19 protein-coding genes and 1 pseudogene are annotated in these 21,685 nt (G+C 42.4%); 2 read left to right on the top strand and 18 right to left on the bottom strand.

Features of this window, described 5'->3' with window-relative positions; genetic code table 11:
• Positions 1 to 13: 13 nt before the first annotated feature.
• From I6L24_RS06925 to I6L24_RS06885, 9 genes are all read right to left on the bottom strand, one after another.
• Positions 14 to 379: a hypothetical protein gene (locus tag I6L24_RS06925; protein WP_228733344.1), complete on the bottom strand. Its 366-nt coding sequence runs from the start codon at positions 377 to 379 to the stop codon at positions 14 to 16.
• Between the two features lie 11 nt (positions 380 to 390).
• Positions 391 to 1,488: a YjgN family protein gene (locus I6L24_RS06920; RefSeq protein WP_004730707.1), complete on the bottom strand. Its 1,098-nt coding sequence runs from the start codon at positions 1,486 to 1,488 to the stop codon at positions 391 to 393.
• 120 nt (positions 1,489 to 1,608) lie between these two features.
• Complete coding sequence (gene fghA / locus I6L24_RS06915; RefSeq protein ID WP_004730710.1) at positions 1,609 to 2,445, bottom strand: S-formylglutathione hydrolase; 837 nt, start codon at positions 2,443 to 2,445, stop codon at positions 1,609 to 1,611.
• A gap of 43 nt (positions 2,446 to 2,488) precedes the next feature.
• On the bottom strand, positions 2,489 to 3,871 hold the full coding sequence (locus I6L24_RS06910; protein WP_004730713.1) for a C13 family peptidase: 1,383 nt from the start codon (positions 3,869 to 3,871) through the stop codon (positions 2,489 to 2,491).
• Positions 3,872 to 3,991: 120 nt separating this feature from the next.
• Positions 3,992 to 4,810 (bottom strand): class I SAM-dependent methyltransferase, encoded by an 819-nt coding sequence (locus I6L24_RS06905; RefSeq protein ID WP_004730714.1) that lies wholly within the window; start codon positions 4,808 to 4,810, stop codon positions 3,992 to 3,994.
• Positions 4,804 to 5,628 carry an undecaprenyl-diphosphate phosphatase gene (locus tag I6L24_RS06900; RefSeq protein ID WP_004279167.1) on the bottom strand — a complete coding sequence of 275 codons (825 nt, stop codon included), beginning with the start codon at positions 5,626 to 5,628 and terminating at the stop codon, positions 4,804 to 4,806. The genes I6L24_RS06905 and I6L24_RS06900 overlap by 7 nt, the downstream gene beginning before the upstream one ends.
• 16 nt (positions 5,629 to 5,644) lie before the next feature.
• Positions 5,645 to 6,310, bottom strand: a complete 666-nt coding sequence (tsaB, locus tag I6L24_RS06895; RefSeq protein WP_004730716.1) for a tRNA (adenosine(37)-N6)-threonylcarbamoyltransferase complex dimerization subunit type 1 TsaB — start codon at positions 6,308 to 6,310, stop codon at positions 5,645 to 5,647.
• A 136-nt stretch (positions 6,311 to 6,446) separates the two neighbouring features.
• Positions 6,447 to 6,974: a gamma carbonic anhydrase family protein gene (locus I6L24_RS06890; protein ID WP_171064261.1), complete on the bottom strand. Its 528-nt coding sequence runs from the start codon at positions 6,972 to 6,974 to the stop codon at positions 6,447 to 6,449.
• A 24-nt stretch (positions 6,975 to 6,998) separates the two neighbouring features.
• A complete protein-coding gene (locus I6L24_RS06885; RefSeq protein ID WP_004730721.1) occupies positions 6,999 to 7,607 on the bottom strand; it encodes an NUDIX hydrolase in 609 nt (202 codons plus the stop codon).
• A 123-nt stretch (positions 7,608 to 7,730) separates the two neighbouring features.
• On the opposite strand from I6L24_RS06885, the gene I6L24_RS06880 reads away from it, so the two are divergent.
• Positions 7,731 to 8,279, top strand: a complete 549-nt coding sequence (locus tag I6L24_RS06880; RefSeq protein WP_161785319.1) for an NUDIX hydrolase — start codon at positions 7,731 to 7,733, stop codon at positions 8,277 to 8,279.
• Between the two features lie 58 nt (positions 8,280 to 8,337).
• On the opposite strand, the gene filF is transcribed toward I6L24_RS06880, so the two are convergent.
• From filF to filA, 7 genes and pseudogenes are all read right to left on the bottom strand, one after another.
• On the bottom strand, positions 8,338 to 10,269 hold the full coding sequence (gene filF / locus I6L24_RS06875; RefSeq protein ID WP_004730724.1) for a putative pilus system protein FilF: 1,932 nt from the start codon (positions 10,267 to 10,269) through the stop codon (positions 8,338 to 8,340).
• Between the two features lie 21 nt (positions 10,270 to 10,290).
• On the bottom strand, positions 10,291 to 11,439 hold the full coding sequence (filE, locus tag I6L24_RS06870; protein WP_216986569.1) for a putative pilus assembly protein FilE: 1,149 nt from the start codon (positions 11,437 to 11,439) through the stop codon (positions 10,291 to 10,293).
• A 7-nt stretch (positions 11,440 to 11,446) separates the two neighbouring features.
• The gene (gene filD / locus I6L24_RS06865; RefSeq protein ID WP_005107779.1) at positions 11,447 to 13,111 is read right to left on the bottom strand and encodes a putative pilus system OmpP1/FadL family transporter FilD; all 1,665 of its coding nucleotides are present in this window, start codon (positions 13,109 to 13,111) and stop codon (positions 11,447 to 11,449) included.
• A 12-nt stretch (positions 13,112 to 13,123) separates the two neighbouring features.
• Entirely contained in the window at positions 13,124 to 14,329 is a 1,206-nt protein-coding gene (gene filC / locus I6L24_RS06860) for a putative pilus system protein FilC (protein WP_039901948.1), read from the bottom strand.
• 34 nt (positions 14,330 to 14,363) lie between these two features.
• Positions 14,364 to 15,197, bottom strand: coding sequence for a putative pilus system C39 family peptidase FilB (filB, locus tag I6L24_RS06855; RefSeq protein WP_004730731.1), 834 nt, complete (start codon positions 15,195 to 15,197; stop codon positions 14,364 to 14,366).
• A gap of 205 nt (positions 15,198 to 15,402) precedes the next feature.
• Positions 15,403 to 16,168, bottom strand: a pseudogene (locus I6L24_RS06850) (IS5-like element ISAba31 family transposase).
• A gap of 77 nt (positions 16,169 to 16,245) precedes the next feature.
• Positions 16,246 to 17,310 (bottom strand): putative pilus system protein FilA, encoded by a 1,065-nt coding sequence (gene filA, locus I6L24_RS06845; RefSeq protein ID WP_216986567.1) that lies wholly within the window; start codon positions 17,308 to 17,310, stop codon positions 16,246 to 16,248.
• Positions 17,311 to 17,569: 259 nt separating this feature from the next.
• Here filA and I6L24_RS06840 point away from each other — a divergent pair, with 259 nt between their 5' ends.
• Complete coding sequence (locus tag I6L24_RS06840) at positions 17,570 to 18,901, top strand: anthranilate synthase component I family protein (protein ID WP_216986566.1); 1,332 nt, start codon at positions 17,570 to 17,572, stop codon at positions 18,899 to 18,901.
• A 110-nt stretch (positions 18,902 to 19,011) separates the two neighbouring features.
• Here the strand turns inward: I6L24_RS06840 and hisC are convergent, their stop codons facing one another.
• Together hisC and hisD are read right to left on the bottom strand one after the other, a co-directional pair.
• Positions 19,012 to 20,100, bottom strand: coding sequence for a histidinol-phosphate transaminase (gene hisC / locus I6L24_RS06835; RefSeq protein ID WP_216986565.1), 1,089 nt, complete (start codon positions 20,098 to 20,100; stop codon positions 19,012 to 19,014).
• Between the two features lie 148 nt (positions 20,101 to 20,248).
• Positions 20,249 to 21,553, bottom strand: a complete 1,305-nt coding sequence (gene hisD / locus I6L24_RS06830) for a histidinol dehydrogenase (RefSeq protein ID WP_216986564.1) — start codon at positions 21,551 to 21,553, stop codon at positions 20,249 to 20,251.
• Between the last annotated feature and the right edge of the window lie 132 nt (positions 21,554 to 21,685).

Here is a 21,685-nt window from a genome sequence, read left to right as displayed (position 1 = left end):
TAAAACCAATTTTTCAAATGAGGACACGCCCTACACTAATCACGATGATCATGGAAAAGAAAATCAGGATTGGTGAACGTTCAAACTTCCAGATCGCATGATAAATATCTTTATGTTTAATCCCGAGCCAATGCGGCGCTTTGCTTAAAAACTCAATCCGACGCTCTTCAGGCAACTCAATAATCGGTTTACGACCACCGACACCACCAATGTAGGCCATGTCCGGATAAGCAAAATAAAAATCTGCATCGCTAACTTGTGCTGGAACATCCTCATCAAGTTTCAAGGCAATTCCTTGTTGCTGATCCGGCACAATCCAGGCACGGCTGGCTTCAGCGAGAATTCCATCATAAAACTTAACTTCAACAGGTCGTTTCATCACATTTACTCCTATAGCGACGCATCGAAATCAAATACGTCCAGGATTTCATCGGCCAAAGCAATCGGATCAGGTTGCAAGATATGCTTCAGGTCAGTTTCGTCGTCTGCTACATAGATTTCCAGATGGCTCAACTGATACTCATATAAACGTATGGCGGTCCAAGGCGTCATTAAGCCCAGACTAAGAACACGTACCATCCAGTTGCTCAGCACAATCCAGCTATAACGCCATGTCGTGATCCGTGTTTTAAAGTAACTTTGACCGAGCTCCACATGATTCCAGGTAATGAAGTATAAACGTGCAGAAATGACCGGCCAGACTAGCGCCAGACAAAGCAGATAACTCAGCAGTAAACCCAGACTAAACAAGTTGGTGCCAATCCCGTTTACCCAATATACAACTGCTGCAAGCCAGCCAATACCAACCAGCAGGCAAAGACCCAAGGGCAGATAAATAGCAGACATAAACTTGGACCAGTTAATATTCAGCTTGAATTGCAGCTGACCAATCGATAAATGATTAAAGCAATAGCGTTTATAGAGCCAGATCATCACCGGACTAAACAGCAGCAAAGTAAAGATATTGATCAGGATGGCCAGAAATAAGACCCTATAAGCCTCACGGTTGCTGCCATTAAAATAAAAACGCACATTGCCATATTTGCTATTTCGGGCCTTGAATTTCAGCGTCATCCGAATGAGCCAGGGCAAACACAGCGCAGCGACCATTAATAAAGAACTGGTGGCAAGGATTGAATAGTTGGTCAGTACAACGGTAACCAGATACAGCTCCAGTGCAAACAGACGACCCAGCAGGATCCGGCTCGGCATGGCAATGAAGTCAAAGCGATGTTTTAACAATTGGGTATTACCGTAGAAATAACGCATACGGCGTGCCTTTGCCCAAGGGCTATACAAAGTAAGCGTAATAATGGTTAACATCAGATTCACCATCCAGATACCAAAATATTCGGATGCACTGCCATGAAATCTGAATCCATAACGCTGATATTTGGGGCGGACTGAAGGCGTGGCTTCAGTCGAAAAACTTGAAGCAGCTGGAAATAATGGCTCACTGACACGAATACCGTCTGCTGTCTGCTGCATGACGACCCCAATTTTTTATACTTTTATACACCTGATATTAAAAGAAAAAACCCCAAAATGTAAAAACATTTTGGAGGTTTTTTAATCTTTTTAGTACTGCTAGATGTGTGCAGTCTTGCTTTAAGGATTTAACTGCACGGCATGGAATTGCAAATGGTCATCTACGAAACTTTGAATAAAGTAATAACCATGATCATAGCCCTGATGTTCACGCAAAGTTAGCGGCTGGTTGACGGCATCACAAGCTTGCTGAAACAAGGCTGGATTAAGCTGACTATAGAACTGATCCGAAAAACCCTGATCAATCAGGATATCGCTAAATAAGGCGCCCTTTTCCTGAACCAAAGCGGTTGCATCATGTTCGAGCCATGCCTCTTTCTCAGTACCCAGATAATTCGAGAATGCTTTGTCGCCCCAAGGACACTGGCTCGGGGCACAAATCGGTGCAAAGGCTGAAACAGATTTGAATTTTTCTGGATATTTAAATGCCAGAGTCAATGCGCCATGACCGCCCATAGAGTGGCCAAAGATGCCGATCTTGCCGGGATGGATCACGAATTCCTCAGTGACCAGTGCGTAAAGCTCATCGACAATAAAGCTTTCCATCTGATAGTGTTCAGCCCATGGTGCCTGGGTAGCATTGATATAAAAACCCGCACCCTGACCGATATCCCAGTTGTCGCCTTCTGCCACACCTTCGCCACGCGGCGAAGTATCTGGTGTAATCAGGATCAAGCCAAGCTGTGCCGCCAGACGCTGTGCATGTGCCTTGATGGCAAAGGTTTCTTCAGTACAGGTCAAACCTGCCAGATAGAATAATGCAGGACAGCTGTGGCCTTCTAAAGCTTGAGGCGGCAGAAAAATGCCAAACTTGGTCGGGGATTTAAGATAGCGCGAATCAAAACGATAAATGCGCTGTTCACCTTCAAAGCTTCTATTGTTCTGTATAAGTTCCATGGCTATTCCTTATTATTGCAACCGGTCTGTGGATGACATTGATCTAGGGAGATGCTGTTGCCGTACTGTTCTGGGGAAATAAACGTTGCTCCAGTTGTGGCAACATCAATTCCATATTCTTGCCGATGACCCATTGCGGTTCTGATGGCTCAAAGCCTTGAGCCGATTCCCATTTTGCTACAGTATCTGTGGCCTGTGCGAAAGCGCTTTGCAAGCTGCTATTTTCACGCATGGCTTCATCAAAGAACGCACGACCAAAATAGGTATAATCCGCTTCATTCGAACAGCCAAAAGACTGACGGTCGGCTGCTGAAGCCGTAATCACCAAAGTATTGTCATTCTGTAAGGCTGAAGCAAAACTGCCTGAAAAACATGCCGAGATTACGATCACGCGCCAGCGGATTCCGGAGGCATCCAGTGTTTCACGCAACCATTTTGGATCGACCTGCGCCAGATCCAGCGGTGCATTTTCCATTTCGAACACATTCGGCAAACCGTGAGAGGTCATATATAAAAACAGCACATCACTTTCACGGTTCATCTGCTGCCCCATACGGCGCAATGCCAGCTCCATACTGGTTTTGGAAGCAATCGGCATGGTGGTACGTGTCGCTGGGTGATTGACCAAGGCAATCGATCGGCCAAAAGTACCAAAACGGGTATCAAACTGTTCTTTAATCCGCTCGACTTCAGAATGGAATACATCCTGATAGCTCGCTCCGGCCACCCCCATGAAATACCAGTGCGACTGTGCGAATTCACCGTATTCGATATTTTCCAGCGCTTTGTTCAGCAGAGTTGGCTGGGCATAGAAAGCATCTTCGGCAAAACTCGGTGGAATTTCTTCAACTTTCCAGATGGGCTGATCTTTAACTGAAATCTGCCAGACCACCAAGGTAAACAGGGTCGCCAGCATAATCAGCGCACGTTCCCACCACGGCCATTTTAATTCACGCGAGATGACCCAGACGACTGCCAGACTTTGCCAGACAAACAGTATGACAAAGAGCGTTGGAATATAGTCGTAGAGGATATAAGGCAGATAATCCAGATCACCCAGATACTGGATCAGACACTGGAACAGCATGATATGGGTATCTAATACCAGCCACAACAAGGCTGGCACCAGCATCAAGCGTGGATTATTGACCCGCTGTGACAGAAAAATACCGACAATCAGGGCAATGAAAGGCCAAAGCGCATAACTGATCAGACCTTGAGAGTTAAAATCTCCCATACGGCCTGAACTGAGCCAGCTAAACAAACTGTTGGCGCAGCCACCCAAGATCCCCCAGAACACCAGTTGCATGATGGATGGACGGACCAGTTGTAAAGAACGCCTCGACCCCAGAAATAACCACATCCCGGCAATTTGGTTGCTCTTAAAATCGTGCCAAAAATTAATGGAGGGTTTAAAGTCGATCATAGGATTTCAAGGAGATGAGTGGCTCGCTAATGTGCTGAATAAGTTTATGCTTGATAAGCATTTAATCAATGCTAATTTTAAATATATAACAAATCTTTGCTTAATAAAGAAGCCATTATCCTATTCAGCTACAAGTTCATGCTGAAAATACGCATCAAAGCGACAAGCATCGCCTTGCCATTGATGATTTGGCTCTTTTCCGGCTAAAAATACCGCCAGACGCGGACGTTTGACCACAACACGTTTGCCAATTTTCTGCGCCAGTTCTAAAAGGTTATCGCCCAGATCCATTTCACCATCTTCAGGTAATAACATATGCAACAGCTGCATCTGTTTTTTGACCTGTGCCTGCTTTTTGACTGCCTGCTGATTTTGATCCCGCTGCGGAAACATTGGATCAAGATAAACCACATCAACAATCTGCTGCTCGGCCTGCTGTTTTAAATAATCGGCTGAATCAGAAAAGACCAAATTAATCCGCGACACGACCTGACTCAGGAATGCATCCGACTGGGCACGTGTATGGCTATCTTCAAGCAAGGTGAACAGAATCGGATGCCGTTCAACCAGGGTGACTTGCGCACCTAAATGTGCCATCAACAGACTGTCATGTCCCAGACCCGCAGTCGCATCGACTAAGCTTGGTTTTTCACTTAAATTACAGGCGCGTGCAATCATTTCTGACTTTAAAGATGCACGTTTTAAACGCCCGGTTTCCGCTTGCCAGTCCGGTTGCATCTTCATGCCATTGGCACATAACCAGAGTCCGTCAGCATCGACACAGAGTGCCAGTTCAGGATTTAAACGGAAAAAACGTGCATTGAGTTTTTCAACAGTTTCAATCTCAACCTGCACCCCACGAGAAGAAAGCACAGCCTCAAAGTGCTGTGCTTTCTCTTGATCGTCAGATTCGGCATATAAGCGAATCGCGCTTACCATAATTTCCAACCTGTATAGGCAAATAATAAAATCAGCAGACCCGAAGCAATACGATACCAGGCAAAGATCATAAAGTCGCGTTTGGCCACGTAAGCGACCAGCGCACGGATTAATATCAATGCCGAGATAAAGGAAACCAGAAGCCCAACCCCGATCACGGTCCAGTCTTCAGTCGTATTTAAGACATCATAGCTTTGATAAAGGTCTAGCAGGCCAGCACCGATAATGACCGGAATACCCAAGAAAAATGAGAATTCAGTCGCTGCCTTACGGGACACACCTAGGAACATTGCACCGATAATGGTTGCGCCTGAACGGGAAGTTCCCGGTATCAAGGATAAAACCTGAATCAGGCCAATCCAGATCGCATCTCTAATGCTGAGTTCTTCAACTTCATGCACACGGACTTGTGGTGGATTCTTTTCAATCCAGATAATGATCAAACCACCGACAATCAAACCAATGGCAATGGCAATATCATTAAACAGTAATTGTTTGACGGTTTGTCCCAAAGTCAGACCAATCAATATAATCGGAATAGAAGCCAGAATCAGGCCAATGCCTAAACGGCGACCTTGCGGTTCACCGCTGACAATCCCGGTCGCTGCACCCCAAAGACGTGCCCAATATTCATAAATAACGGCAGCAATTGCCCCCATCTGGATCGCGATGACAAATACATCACTCTTTTCCTTGGTCCAGAAATTCATTAATTCTGATGCCAAAATCAAATGACCGGTACTGGAAATAGGCAAAAACTCGGTAATGCCTTCGATAATACCCATGATGGCCGCTTTGAGTAGCAGTAAAAGATCCATGCTTTATCCTAATTAATTATGCTTTGCCTTGTTCTGGAATTTTTTTCCACGCGTTATCGCGTAAATATACGGGTAATGCCAATTCTGCACTGACCCAGTTTTCTGCTTGTGCCGCTGCACGTGCAATGCTGGCGATATCCTGTGCGGTCGCATGCACATCTTTATAAATTGAAGTTTCGCTTTGTACCAGTTCAGCGCCTGAGCCGACCGGGGTAAAGCGTACAGCTTGGCTGCCTTCTGCATAACTTAACAGTTGCTCATCATCAACCGGTTGCATAATTCCTTGTGCATCCACTTGATAGCTCGCGATATAGACTTCGCTCATGCGCGCATCCAATACCGCAGACACTTCAGTCAGACCGTGCAAGCGGTAGGCTGCTTGTGCCAAAGCCTGCAAAGTCGACACCGGAATTACCGGCACATCATTTGACCAAGCCAAGGCCTGAGTCACGGCAGCATTAATACGCACACCGCTAAAAGAACCCGGACCACGACTAAAGGCAATCGCGGTCAAATCAGCAATGGCCAGCCCAAGATCTTGCAGACCTTGTTCAATCATCGGGAGAATCGTTTGCGTTTGTGCCTTGGCGCGCGCATCAAGCTGAAAAAATAGTTCTTGAGTATCATCGATTACAGAAACGGAACACTGCTCATTGGCAGTCTCCAATGCCAGCACTTTCATGCACAACCTTAATTCAGAGAATATAAAAAACGCGGATATGATACTCCACTCATATCCGCTACGCGAGATTTTCCCGAAACAGATACAAAAATGCCTAGAAAATCTAGGCTTATGATTCACTCATTAAAAGAGTGCCTTAGAGTTGCACTTCTTCCAAATCCTGAAATTTCTGAAAATGCTCGGCATAATGCATGGCGCTCATTGTTAATTTTTGAATACTGTCATCATCCAGCGTTTTCACCACTTTACCGGGTGAGCCCATCACCACGGAATTGTCTGGAATGATCTTGCCTTCCGGAATCAAGGCATTGGCACCAATAATACAATTCTTCCCAATCACGGCATTGTTTAGAATGACTGCTTGAATCCCGATCAGGCTGTTATCGCCAATGGTACAACCATGCAGCATGGCCTGATGGCCGATTGTCACATAATCACCAATGTGCATCTCAATGCCTGCATCCGTATGCAACACTGCATTTTCCTGCACATTACTAAAGTCACCCAATTTAATTTTACTGTTATCTGCACGTACTACAGCCCCAAACCAGACACTGACTTGTCGTCCAAGTTCAACTTGTCCAATCACCGTTGCGGTTGGTGCCACCCAGCCATCCCATGGCTGATGTGTAGCGGTAGGTATATATCCCTGAAATTTGTACAACATTGATAAAATCCTGTTCAATGGTTAAAAAAAATTGGAGCGTTTAAACGTTGGAGAATTAAGCAAGAATGGCCAGTCTTTTTTATAATCCAGCCCATATTGAAATAAAGAAATCAGCATACGTGCAGTCAAGCCCCAAACCACTTCATTTTCTACCCGCATACTCGGAAAATATAAAGATTGCTGGGCAAAGCGAACTTCATAAGGCGTAGGTGTCACTTCAAGCAAATGCTGCAATGAAGCAAAGAAAATCCGGTCAATTTCCGTCGGTTGTGGAATCAGCTTCACTTGCGGAGGAATCAGTCCCACAATCGGTTTGACCAGCATGCCATTGCGGGCTTTTTGCATGGGTAAATCACCCATTAAATGTACATCAAAAGGATTGAGAGCCGTTTCCTCATAGGCTTCTCTTAAAGCCACCACAATATTACTGGTATCTTGCGGATCGCGCTTGCCACCCGGAAATGAGACTTCTCCGGCATGATTATTCAAATAAGCTGAACGGCGCGTCAGCAATACTTTCGGGTCAGCTTCATCTGTAATTGCAATCAACACGGCAGCATGCGCAGATCGGATACGCTTGGAAAAACGTAAGCGTTGCTGCAACCTTTGTGTCAATTCACATGCATCCATTCTCTCAGCCCTGACGATGATCATAATTTCATCATAGCTGATTTTAGTCGGGGCGGGAGAGAAATGATGCCAAATTTTGCTTTTTCAGTTATCCTGAGCTTACTTTTATCATTGATGATGAATATGAACTTCTGTGTGAATTGTGGACATAAAACCACTGCTAAAATTCCTTTGGGCGATCAGCAAATTCGCAGCGTATGTGATTCATGCGGCTCTATTCATTACATTAATCCGAAAGTGATTTGTGGCGCTTTAGTCTTATTCGAAAACAAAGTACTGCTCTGCCGTCGTGCCATTGAACCGCGCTACGGCTTATGGACTTTACCTGCCGGCTATATGGAACTGTTTGAAACCATGGAGCAAGGGGCTGCACGGGAAACCCGTGAAGAAGCCGAAGCTGAAGTAGATATTGAACAGTTGTACTGTATGTATAACATTCCGCGTATTGGTCAGATTTATGTGCTATTTAAAGCCAATCTGATTGATGGAAAATTTGGTGCGGGTGAAGAGACCATCGAAACACGTTTATTTGATGAAGCAGATATTCCCTGGACCGAACTTGCCTTCCCGAGTGTAGAACATACTCTCAGACATTATTTTGAAGACCGTAAAAATAATATTTTTCCAATGCATCTGGAAACCTTAGGCACGCGTCTAGACCATACCGGTTAAATTTAACATCCATAAAAAAAACCCATACCAAGATGGGATTTTTTATTTTTAAAGAATATTATTTGGCTTTGACTTGATAGCAATCCGCGAGCTTAAACTCAACTGAACCACCGTTTAATTTTGCCAGGCTAATATCTGCCAGTGTTTCACCCTCATTGTTATTATTATAAACTTTTTGAAAACTCGCATAGGTATTGGCCCATTGTACCCCATCCCCTGCCGAATTCAGGAAAGTTACACGCCCATTCTGGCCAACATTAGTATCCAACACATTAGACAAATTAAGCAGCGCACCACCGATCACAATCGAATCCCTAGAATCTGGTGAAGACTGGATACGTGAGTCTACCCCTACCAATGCGCCATTGATATTACCAAACTTTTCATTGGCCAAAATCAGGCGCATGGAAACCGCTTTATCAGCCACAAATGCACGTCCCAAAGTCCCGAGGCGATATTGTTGTATGCTTTGATGATCTAAGAGCGTATCTGCCAATACATCACCCTTACAGCCTGCTACCGGATCAGTTGCTAAATTGCTGGAAGATTGCATATTAGTGCGTACATCACCATTACTGTCAATGACGATTCCTAAAGTAATTGGGCTGACAGTGGTATCTGTAAATTTAAATTCCAGATTGGCATACATTGGGAAAATGTATTTCTCCCCATCCGCGACGTTCTGCGCTGTTTTAAAGACCTGACGATCCAGATAACTAATTGGGAAAATCTTATATAGATCAACGCTTCCCGTATAGTTTTCACCATCGGCCTGCAAACGCCACAACCCCAAGTTGGCTTGATCGGAAGTATCCAGCGATTTTTTGTCAGTCACCATCTTATAGAAAGCTTCTTTACCGGCGATCACATAATCATTCAATAATCTGCCTTGATACAACTCAAGCGGAGTCGCATTATTTGCAATATTCAAGCGGTAAGGCGTGTTAATGGTTTTACTGGTTGGATGAATCCATGAACTTTGCGGATCAGCGGTCATTTGTACCGGTTTCACCTTACGGATGAGTTGAGCATTAATCCCCCCTAAGGAAGATAAATTTTCTTTAGCCAGAGTTAACTCATTATCACGCCATTGTAAGCCGCTGCCAAAGGTATAGCCCTGGCGATCGGTAATCAGCATAAAATGGCCAAATAAATATTTAGTATTCTTATTCTTAATATCACAAGGGCTTTGATTACAGCCCACCAGTCCATCTGAACCCGTCAGGTTACTACCAATTACGCCTGAAGTTGAGAATAATGAAAATTCTGGCTGATACACGGCTGCGTTAGCAATCGTCACCAGTTTTTTAACGGTGGCAAAAGCCACCTCCTCCGAAATTGTGCTGATATCAACAAAATCTTTAATTTTGGTCGCCAAATCGGCATCCATCAAATTGATATTCTCACTGGTTTTCGCCAGGTCTTTACGCATCTCTTCAGTAATATACAAAGGTTGTACATCAGATGGATTAATAATACGCCCTTCTTCTAGCGCCAAAGCTTGCAGAATTTTAACCAGACGCATGGCCACCTGAACGGTAGGATCATTAGGCACCAAATCAGCTACCGGACGTCGAGTAATCCCAGTTGCAATATCGATGACACTTAAACGCGGCAGCTGGGTCTGGGCACTAAAACTAGCATAATCGCTGAGTTTAATTTGACCTAAATTAATCTTGCGCGAAGCAAAACTTTGAATATAAAACTCAATATTATCTGTCTTTTGACAGGTTCCAGAAGCAACCCCGTTTTTACTATCAAATAACGTAATAAAGGTATTTTCTGTATCGCTACTACAGTTAAAGTTCAAACCATCGAGCGGATATTCCAGCCCCCATTCCACACAGTTAGTTGTACCTGGGGTACAAGTACCATTGGTCGTGGCTTCATCATTTTTTTCTGGAATGACATTGGCACTTTCCCCACCACACCCACTCAGTGCCGTTAAAAGTGTGGTTAAAGCAAATGGAAATAATATTTTATTTTTCATCTTTTTGTACTCGAATAGTCCTTATCGAATGGCGACTAATTTTAGTTGTCCATGATTTATCAGCATCTTGTCTTCAACATCTATTGCTGAGGCCAAAGGCGTCAATAATATATATTCACTTTGAGCAGGAATCTGGAGAATCCCTTCGATACGCTCATGTTGAATAATATTCGCCTGTCCTTCCTGATTTTTAAAACCACCCGCCCCTTCAAGCACACAGCCACGACTGTCTAAAAATACAACAAAAGGCCAATAATACGTTGGATTTTTCTGGCTAGAGGCATAAGAGTTAATCTGAATATTCTGGATATCGGATTGAAGCTTTACCACTTCAAAATCAAATTCGTCTGCTTTAAGAGGCGCACGTGGCCAGAGGTTAACTGCTTTTTTAAGGCTGATTTCTTTCGCTTTTTTAATTTTCTTATCATTAAAACACTGCTCGCCCAAGCTCTCGATGGTCTCCGGCTGTGAAATACGATAATAACTTTGAGCCAGTACTACAGGACCGGAATCTACTTCTGGCGTTTGAAACAAGGATTTTAATACAGATTGTCCCACCCCTTTTTCACGTTCAATTGTCTGGATCCGAGTAGTTCCGATATTTTTATCTACTACTCCTTCGGGCATGCTATAGAAACGTTTTTTACCTTCCAAATTAAATTCTTTATTTTCCAGATACTCACTATCCACATATTCAATACCTTCAACCCGGCTAAATCCCGGTTTGTGTATGTTAGCAACAGAAGATTCAGTTCCAGCATCAGAAATTTGAGGAGCTTTAGATCCAGATTTTAATTGTGGTTTAGACTGAATCTTTTCTTGCGCAGTATGCAGTTGTACTGGTTGTACTGGTTGTACTGGTTGTACTGGTTGTACTGGTTGTACAACCATAATATGATCCTGCTTAAGTTTAACTTGTTTATTTTCTACGACTGGCACTTTTTCTATGTCTTGCTTTACAGGTGTGGAATGAACTGCTGCAATTCCTGCTGTTTTCGACAATCGAGATTTGTCCTCAGTTTTTTTCTCTGCATTATTACGGGGTACGACTAATGGTCGTCCATCCGGACCAATAATCGTAATAAATTCTTTAGCGCTTGTATAAAAAGACACGGATACCAGACTTAATGCCAGTACCGCTGTCAATCCAACGTTCCCTGTCTTGATCATTTTTCCATCACCAACGAGTGCGATAATTCAAACCTAAAATGGTAATTTTGGTATCTGTTTTTACGTTTAAACCTGCATATGGGTTTAATAACAGGTTATTTACCCCTGTCTGGTTGGCTAAACTACTGGTATTTGCTGGAATCTGATCTTTGCTGCGCAAGAAACCAATTGATAGATCCAGATCAGTATCTGCATCAAATCGGTAACCTACACCTAAACCAAATAACTGCGCACCATTGATCGGTACCATGGTATTACGCTTATTTTTCGGAATAGCACTGGTCCGTGGCTCATAACCTGCCCGAAGCTTCAAACGATCTGTAGCGGAATACTCCATCCCGATACCAAAGTTCCACGGCGATTCAAATCCCATCGGTAAAGCCAAGGTTGAGTCAGTAACATTGGCAGACAAAATTTTGGCAATTTTTAGGGCTGAAATGGTACGATCAAATTCGAATTTAAATTCGTCCCAGACCTTGTAATCTGTCCAGCCAATATCAAAATTCACTTGCAAATCTGGCATCACTTTATATTTGATACCTGCCTGAAAATGCGCCGGATATTCAAAATCCTGCGACACTAGACCAGATTCACTCGATGGTATGTAAGTAGGAAATCCAAGAATTGCAGCCAGAATCTGGCCGGTCGGTGAGGTCATTAAACCTTTGATCATTTCCTGAGGAGCTTTGGCATTATCAATATGATATTTACCTTTTAAGCGCATTTTCGCAGCACTTTGGTACACCATACCAAAACTAAAGTCTTCACGCGGTTCCCACAATATTCCCAGGTTATAGCTTGGGCTTAAGTTCTGCTCAAGCTCCAGTTGCATTTGACCAAACTTGCCAAATGGGTTCATCCCCTCATCCGCATTACAGATCCCGAGCAAAAGAATATCTGTAATAATGTCGGAATTTTCTTTAAACGGCGTACACACGACTTCGTCGATCATACGCAACATCCCAATCAACTCATTCGGGAAACGTAAGTCCGTTTTCATCCCGATGGCTTGATAAGACATCCCGATAGAAGCACCAATCGACAGTTGGTCATTGACCTCATAACCGATGGATGGTGACAGATAGGTAATCCGCTCTAAAGCAACCTGCTGTCCCATAAAGTTTGCCGGGTTCCCATCTTCATGACCAAAGCCTGCCATAAGCGGAGCGTAAACAGCAGTCGCATAAGTAGCTTTCGATCCAGGGGGATTGTATGCGATCCCCATCGTAGGTGCAGTCAAAGGAAGGCCTTCCCCTAAATCCACCATTTTTTTCAGAAAAGGGACATAAAGGCTGACATATTCCACATCACCTTTGACCGGCCCTTTAAAATCGGTACACAAATCAGATGAAACTTCAGGGCCGTCATTACAGACAATAGGATCATCAGAATAGCCAAATACGTTATATCCAGCCGGTACTGAAAACTCACGCTGGATATCAAAATTAGCCACGATGATTTGCTGTTCGGTTTGCAGACCATCAATTTTAGTCAGTGCAGCCGGGTTAAAGTGGATGGCATTGACCCCTGGAGGATCTGCAGTAACAGCATTCCCCATGGATAGTGCACGTAAATCAACTGAAAGGTTGGTTCCCAATTGTGCAAAGGTATAACTTGAACAGCCCGCAAGAATAATTCCTGTTAATAACGGGCTAAGTCGAATGTTTTTCATACGACACCCCTATTAACTGATTTTTTTACCAAAACCTAAAATATCAAGTGGGAATGACAGTCCCAACGAAACATCCGGTGCATCTTCAGTCAGCCCTAAGCCAACGGTACCATTAACAATGGTTTCTGGAGAGACTCGCACACCTAAGGAAATTGCAAAGGTAGAACTGGTCTGATCTGCAGCAGAATAACTTTCACCCGTGTTATAGTTAAATTCCGCACCAGTATTAAAGCTTTGCTGATAGGACATGGTCATCGAAACATCATAGTTAAATGAATACGCGAAACCAAAGGCAAAGCCTCCACTAACACCAGGTTCAAACTCCTCAATAATCCGGCTACCTCGACGCTGATTCAGGCCCGATTCTTTAAAACCATAGTTCGCAGAAACTGATGCAAACAATACGACTGGGTCAATGTATTTACGCGTACTAGCACCTACTCCAGCAGAGTAATAGCCCTTTCCTGCTGCCAGATCTGTCGCAGCATTAATTTCATAAGGACTGTCACCCGTTTTGGTCGACAAATTTGCAAATAAAATCAGAGGCAGACGACCCGCTTTTAGTGGAAAGGGTTCCCAGCGAGCGCCCAAACTAATATCGCCCAAACCTGCAGTAGACGTATCTTTTAACAAGTCAGTTTTGGCCACTAAAGGTAGAGATGCAGTCAAGGTCAGGTTATCTTTCACACCATATTGGAAAGTAAAAGTATTAGTCATACTATGTGTTGCATTTTCTTGAACACGTAGTTGATACAATTGGCCCTGAGCCATTTCAATATCGAGTTGAGTGTCTCGATAATAGGTATAATCAATATCGTAATATGATGAAATTTCACCTTGTTTTATCAGAGAGTATTGGCGTTCATTTGACGTAAATACTTCTTCCAGGTTAGCTGCCTGAGTAGCATCTCCTTCTTGTTGCTGTAAAGCTTGAGATGCATCTACTACCTGGCCAGCCTGAGTCTCTACAGGTGCTGCTGTTTCCACGGCAGCCTCTTCAACTGCTTCATATCCACCTAGTTCCGATTCTTCTGCAGTCTGCGTTTCGACCTGCCCGGTTTGAGCCGGTACAGATGCAGCAGTTTCAACAACAACTTCTTCATCAACTGTTTCGTATTCACCTAGTGCTGGTTCTTCTGCAGCAAATGCAACGCCCATTACCATTTGAATGCTCAGTGCCAAGAACGTCTTGTTCATCCATTTACTGTTCATATCCATTTCACCATTTTAATTTTTATTACTGTTTTTCGTTTTATTTATTCTTGTAATACAGTCTCAGGAAGTTATGTTGATATTCCCCAAATTGTTCTGACTCTGTATTACGATTACGGTCCATACGGATCGTAGAAGCTTTATCAGCAATTTTGTCCATATAAAATTGTGGATACTGCATGTCAACCAAGGCATAGCGATTGATCGTAGCATCTTCTACATGGCGCATATCCGATTCTTTTAATGCTAGAAAATTTTTGCGATATTGTTCAGGTACATTAATCAGGAACAAAGTGTTATTTTCCCAAATATCCTGAAAACGCCGTTCCTCAAAACTGATATTACCAAGTGCCGGATCTGCAACATAAACCCGGCCATTTTTATAACCTTTATAAACTACAAAATGCTTAAATCCCGCATAAGAAATCGGAACAATGGCAGGCTGATCTTGATTGACTAAATCTTTGAACTCTCCTCGATAGCCTCCACTTTCCAACCCTAAGGCTGAAACAAAGCGCTTCATATCAAGCAGAGAAAAACTACGGCGTTCAACAATTTTATCCGTTTCACCGAATTTCATCAGCCCGCTCATGACTTGCTGCTCATCCAGCTGCGTACCGACATAACCATTGAGGAGGGTCGTAAGTGCTGCTGAACCACAACTATAATCATAAGCCTGACGTACAATGCCCTGAAACTGATCCAGAAGTGCAGGTTTGACTTCTACAGCTTCACGGTGCATACGCACAAAAGAATCATTTCTTGAATCAAGAACTTCAGTATAGTGAACAGCACCATTCGGCTGTTTTTTGATATCCAGAGCTTCTTTGGCAGCGTAATACATCAATGCCGAGCCCAACGCGATCTCTAACATAATTATTAACTTTTCTTATAATGGGCATAATGTGCCTATTTTTCTTTTTATAGAGCATTCACTCTACTTCCCTGTAACTAGAAAGATACCTGCTTTTTCAAAAAAATACAGTATTTTTTTTATTTTTTAGATAAGTGATATAGTCATAAAAAAGCGCGTGTAAACACGCGCTTTTTTTAAAATAAAGATTAGGGTCTGTTGACACTTACTGTTCATAATTAACCCTATAAAGGTAGCCATAAAAATATACAGGCTAAGGCAACAGAACTTTGATAATTTCTTTTGAGCTTGTCATATCGAGTAGCTATTCCTCTAAATTGCTTTAATCTACAAAACATATTTTCAACTAAATGCCTGATTTTATATAAATACCAGTCCATATGATCATTGTTCGATTGGCTATTCGTTTTCTTTGGTATATTCGCTTTAGTCCCTGTTTTCCTGATCTGTTCACGCAGTGGTTCTGAATCATAGCCTTTATCTGCGCATACCACTTTTGTCTCTTTTAAATCTAATGTTGATATTAAATCAGGCGCAACTTTAACATCATGTGTGGTTCCATCGGTAATCATGAAATCAATAGGATTGCCATGTGCATCAACAATCAAATGTATTTTTGAGGAGTTTCCTCCTACACTTTTAGAAATAGATTGATTCGCTATGCCGGCAGAATGTTGATGAGCACGTACATGAGAGCCATCAATAAAAATCCACTCCATATCGGGGCATGAGGCTAGTAATTTGAATAATCTAAGTAACTTACCGCTGCTTGACCAATGATTAAAACGTTTGAAAATAGAGTTGGAATGACCAAAACAAGAAGGAATATCTCGCCACGGACAGCCTGTTCTAATTCTATAGAGAATAGCTTCAATAAAATTGCGTAAATTTGAGTTGTGGTGAATGGATAAATTACGCAGAATAACTTTCAACTTTTGCCAGTGTTGATCTGTCAGCATGGTACGAGGCATAGCGAATAGTAAAATTGGGTTTGGTGATTTGATTTTACTACTTCGCTATTTTTTTAAGCTAAAAGTGTCAACACACCCTAGTGACCTGAAATAGTAATAATTGCACCTTTTGTATAACTACCAGGAGTTCTAGAGTAGAAGGTTTGTAACCCCTGTACTTCCATGTCACCGATAGATGAAGCTGCACTACGGTTACCTAAATGAATACCTTTAATGTATTGGTCTTTCGCCCCAGTATCATTACTTACAATACGAACATGCGCTGCTTTTGTCACATCCGTAGAAGTACCTACATAACCATCATTAAATACTGAAATATTTTGGTTAATAGTTAAATCTTTAGATTCCGCATCTGCAATTTTAATACTTTCAATAAAGATTTCACCGGCTTCACGTGTAATCACAGGGCTAGAACCCGAAAGACCAACAGGTTGATTTTTTGTTGAATTATCTAAAATACCCAGGTTGTTAATTTCTAAACCACCTACCATTACAGTATTCATCTTGATCATTGCACCTTGTGGAGCAGCACCCAGTTGAATATTGGCATTTATCACACCAGTTTTAACTTCTAAACCACTAATGATGTCATTTACAACACCGGCACCACCTCGACGAATCGAATCTGGATCAGCTGCACCAGAGGCAGTTACACCAATTCGGCCAATTTTAATATCAAGGCCCGATACTTGTGCAGCAACATTAATGAAAGGATTACCGTTACCTGCATCAGAGTCGATCACCAAGTCAGCAAGGTTACGGGATGCAAGTAAATAGGCATTATTATCGTCATAATTGGCACCGATTAATACACCATGGTGTGCCGTAGTCGTAGGATTTACACGATCAGCATCTGTAATAGCCGTATCACTAGTACCACGAATCACGATCGAACCTGCGGCTGCAGTTTGAGGAGTTGAGGCCCCAGTAGTTGGATTAACTAAATTATAACCATCTTTCAAACCGTCATTATCATGGATAAATAATTTTTCAATAGCAATTTTCGAGATGCCGATACCAATTGTCAAACCGTCTTGACCTGTTGTTTCGCTTAGAGATGCATCATCCATTGCTTGCATCGCCATCGCATTGGCACTAAATGCAACTGAAGTCGCTAAAACTAATTTTGTAAATTTTTTCATTGTTTACTCTCCCAAGAGTACTATTTTTTTTGGTTGTGAATTACTCAGTGTTTAGGCTGTATTTTTTATTTTCTGACAGCTTAAGCATCTTTCCTTGAGTAATTTGCTAGCCCACTTAAATTAGCGTCGAGTCAGTTTTTGATCAACTGTTGTTGGTCGCAATCTGTCGCTTACCGATAAACGGTATTTCATGATTTAAAAATATTTTCCTGACTTCTTGATATAAAATAGTGAGTCATATTGAACTCTCTATAACTGAATGACCGAAACTCTCTATCATCGTCCCTTAAAGTTTGAATCACGTCTGGTTACAGATCTATTATCCGCATTGAAGACATTAGATCATCTGGTGTATTTAAATAATAATGGTCAGCCTTTTATTGCCTGCTGCGCTCAAGAATATTTTGTTGCGCAGACATCACAAATTCAGTCTTTTAAAAGAACAGGGATTGAACAATATCAACCCAGCCCATCTGAATTTAATTTAGTGATTGATGCATTAAAAAATCCTCAAAAGAATGGATTTCATGGAGGTTATGTTGGTTTTATCAGCTATGATTATGCGGCTCAACAATATATTCATTATCCAGATCGTCCTCAACCTGGTTTATTTATTGGTCAATTTTCTTCCTACATTAAACCAACCCCTGATGGCTGGATGTTCTATAGTGATGATCCACAGGCAGAACAGATTTTCAATCATATTCAGAACTTACTTAACCAAGATAAAATTCAACCGACATTTCACTTAAAAAATCCTTGTAGCTCACGCTGGACTAAATCTGTCTACACTCAGGCTTTTCAGAAAATTCAGGACTATATTGTTGCAGGTGACTGCTATCAGATTAATCTGACCCAAGAATTTAAAGGTCGAGCCCAAGGCTCCCTTTTAGCGACTGCCCAAGCATTCTGGACATTAACCGAAGCGCCCTATGCGGGTTATCTGCGTATTGGTGATTTTGAATTACTCAGCTGCTCACCCGAGTTATTTATTGACTTCGAAAAAAATCGGAAAATTATCACCAAACCAATTAAAGGCACCATGCCACGCTATACAGATCCAGTGCTGGATGAACAATCTAAACAAACCTTAAAAGCATCGGAAAAAGATCAAGCAGAAAATGTCATGATTGTGGATTTATTACGTAATGATTTAAGTGTGTATGCGGAAACAGGTTCGGTTAAAACACCCAAATTATTTAATATCGAAAGTTTTAATCAAGTACATCATATGGTGAGCGAAGTAGAAGCGACTTTAAAAGCAGGTGTGAATCCTTTCGAGGTATTAATGTCAGCCCTACCAGGTGGCTCAATTACGGGCGCACCTAAAATCCGGGCCATGCAGATTATTGCTGAATTGGAAGGTGCAGCACGTGGTGCTTATTGCGGTTCAATGGGTTATTTTAATTTTGATGGTACCGGTTCCTGGAACATTCTGATTCGTTCTATTCAGAAATATCAAGAAGATGTTTCTTTATGGGCCGGTGGTGGCATTACCATTTCTTCGGATTGTAATGCGGAATATCAGGAATGTTTTGATAAAGTTTCAGCGATGCTGGATCTGTTAAATACCTGGTATCAGCCTGAATAAATAAAAAAGCGAATCATTTGATTCGCTTTTTTCTACAAATCCACCCTAACCTTCCTTTACTCAAAGAGGGAACTCCTCCCTTTTCAAAGAGAAGCTAGGAGGGATTTTAATCACACCAAAATCTCATTTTTTAGCGTATCGACTAAACGCTGATTTTGCTCATCTGTACCAATGGTAATTCTTAAGAACTGGTTAATACGTGGCTTGTTAAAATAACGCACGATAATGCCACGTTCACGCAACTCACTTGCAAGTTCGCCCGCATCCTTAGATGGCAATGAGGCAAAAATAAAGTTGGCACTCGATGGTAAAACTTTAAAACCAAGCTCATTTAATTGGGACACCAACTTTTCACGACTCTTAATCACTTTTGCATTTTGTGCTTCAAAGTAGGCTTGATCTTCAAATGAAGCGACCGCTGCAGCAATCGCAAAACGGTCCATCGGATAGGAGTTAAAGCTATTTTTGACTGCTTCAAGTGCTGCAATCAAATGTGGCTGGGCAATCGCGAAACCAACACGTAACCCTGCAAGAGAACGTGACTTCGAAGTGGTTTGACATACGACTAAATTTTCATATTTTTCAACCAGCTTGACTGCTGATTCGGCACCAAAATCCACATAGGCTTCATCAATCACCACCACTGAATCCGGATTGGCTTGCAGAATTTCCTCAATGACTACCAAGCCTAGATCAATACTAGTCGGTGCATTAGGGTTAGTGATAATAATGCCACCATTAGCTTGTTTATAGTCATTTACAACAATTTCAAAGTCATCATTCAGTGGCAAGATTTTGGTTTTGACGCCGAAAAACTGACTATAAACCGGATAGAAACTATAGGTAATATCTGGATAAAGTACAGGCCGTTCTTGAACAAAAAATGCTTTAAAGATATGTGCCAAAACCTCATCTGAGCCATTGCCGACAAAGACAGTGTCTACAGGTACATTTTGTTGTTTAGCGATCGCCTGTTTCAACTCTGATGCATCAGGGTCTGGATACAAACGCAAAACATCCGCTGAATTTGCCAATACCTGTTGTACTGCCGCAACGACTTTAGGCGATGGCGGATACGGATTTTCATTGGTATTAAGTTTTAAAATATTCTGGATTTTTGGTTGCTCGCCTGGGGTATACGGTTCTAATTCACGTACTTCAGGACTCCAAAAACGCATTTGTTCTGTTGTGATATTCATTTTGTATTCTCTTTAAACCCTCTCCTAACCTCTCCCTGAGCCATATATGGCGCAATAGAGGAATTTTCATTAATAAAGACACAAGATTTTTGTGGTTTAAATTCTCCTCTCCTTTTAGGAGAGGGTCAGGGAGAGGTAGTAATGCTATTTATGGTTGATAACGATAACGTGCAGAACGTGCATGTGCATCTAGGTTTTCCTGTTGCGCCAAGATATCCGCAGTTTTTGCTAAAGTTTTTACACCTTCTTGTGAGCACATAATCAGACTTGAACGCTTCTGGAAATCATAGACACCAAGTGGCGATGAAAAACGCGCAGTACCTGAAGTTGGCAAGACATGGTTTGGCCCGGCACAGTAATCACCAATGGCTTCAGGCGTATAACGCCCCATAAAGATCGCACCTGCATGACGAATGCTGTCAGACATTGCTTCTGCATCATCTAAACATAACATCAAATGCTCAGGCGCTACCTGATTAATCAAATCTGACGCTTCTTGACGGTCTTTTACCAAGACTAAAGCACCACGATTGGCAATCGAAGTACGGGCAATTTCCGCCTTCGGTAATGTTGCCAAGTGCATTTCAATCGCCTGCTCAACGGCATTTAGCAACTGTTCATCTGGTGTGATGAAAATGGCTTGTGCCACAGTGTCATGCTCAGCTTGCGAAAGTAAATCCATCGCCAGCCATTCAGCATTATTTTGGCCTTCGGCATATACCAGAATTTCAGAAGGCCCTGCAATCATATCAATCCCGACTTGACCAAATACTGCTCGCTTCGCAGCCGCCACAAAACGGTTCCCCGGACCTGTGATTTTATCAACCGGTGGGACAGTTTCGGTACCATAAGCCAATGCCGCAACTGCTTGCGCGCCACCAATCGTAAAGACACGCGTTACACCTGCCAGATATGCAGCCGCCAATACCAATGGATTTAAATCACCATTCGGCGCAGGCACTACCATAATAATTTCCGGCACTCCTGCGACATGTGCAGGCACCGCATTCATCAACACAGAAGATGGATAAGACGCCAGACCACCCGGTACATAAATCCCAACACGATCCAATGGGGTCACTTTCTGACCGAGCGTATTCCCCAAAGCATCGACATAGGTCCAGCCGTCCTGTTTTTGTGCCTGGTGAAATTCACGCACGCGTGATGCAGCAAGTTCTAAGGCTTCGCGTACTTCAGTTGTTAGACCCTCGAAGGCAGCTTTTAGTTGCTCTTGGCTTAACTCTAGATCTGAAAATTGATGCGCTGGATGTCGATCGAACTGTTGAGTGAGTTTAAGAACATGAGCATCACCATGCTGACGAACATCAGCAATAATTTGATCTACAGTTTTTAAAAGTTCAGGATCATTAACAGTTTCAAAAGCCAACAAGTCAGCAAAAGCTTGCTTGAAGTTTTGATCTTGGGTCGATAAACGTCGCATCAATTTACCCATCAGGTTTGAATTCGAAGGCTTTAGTTTACCTGTTTTCCAGACTTTTGTCGGCAGCTATAGTGCTCTAGCCCTATGAGTTTTATTGGAAATAACTTTTGGTAAAATTGATGAAAGAATTCACATCATATTTAT

Origin of the sequence: Acinetobacter lwoffii (assembly GCF_019048525.1) — a bacterium.
In the GTDB taxonomy this organism is placed as follows: Bacteria; Pseudomonadota; Gammaproteobacteria; order Pseudomonadales; family Moraxellaceae; genus Acinetobacter; species Acinetobacter lwoffii_K.
The sequence above is the reverse complement of the archived record's forward strand: the minus strand, read 5'-3'. Positions and strand labels throughout refer to the sequence as shown.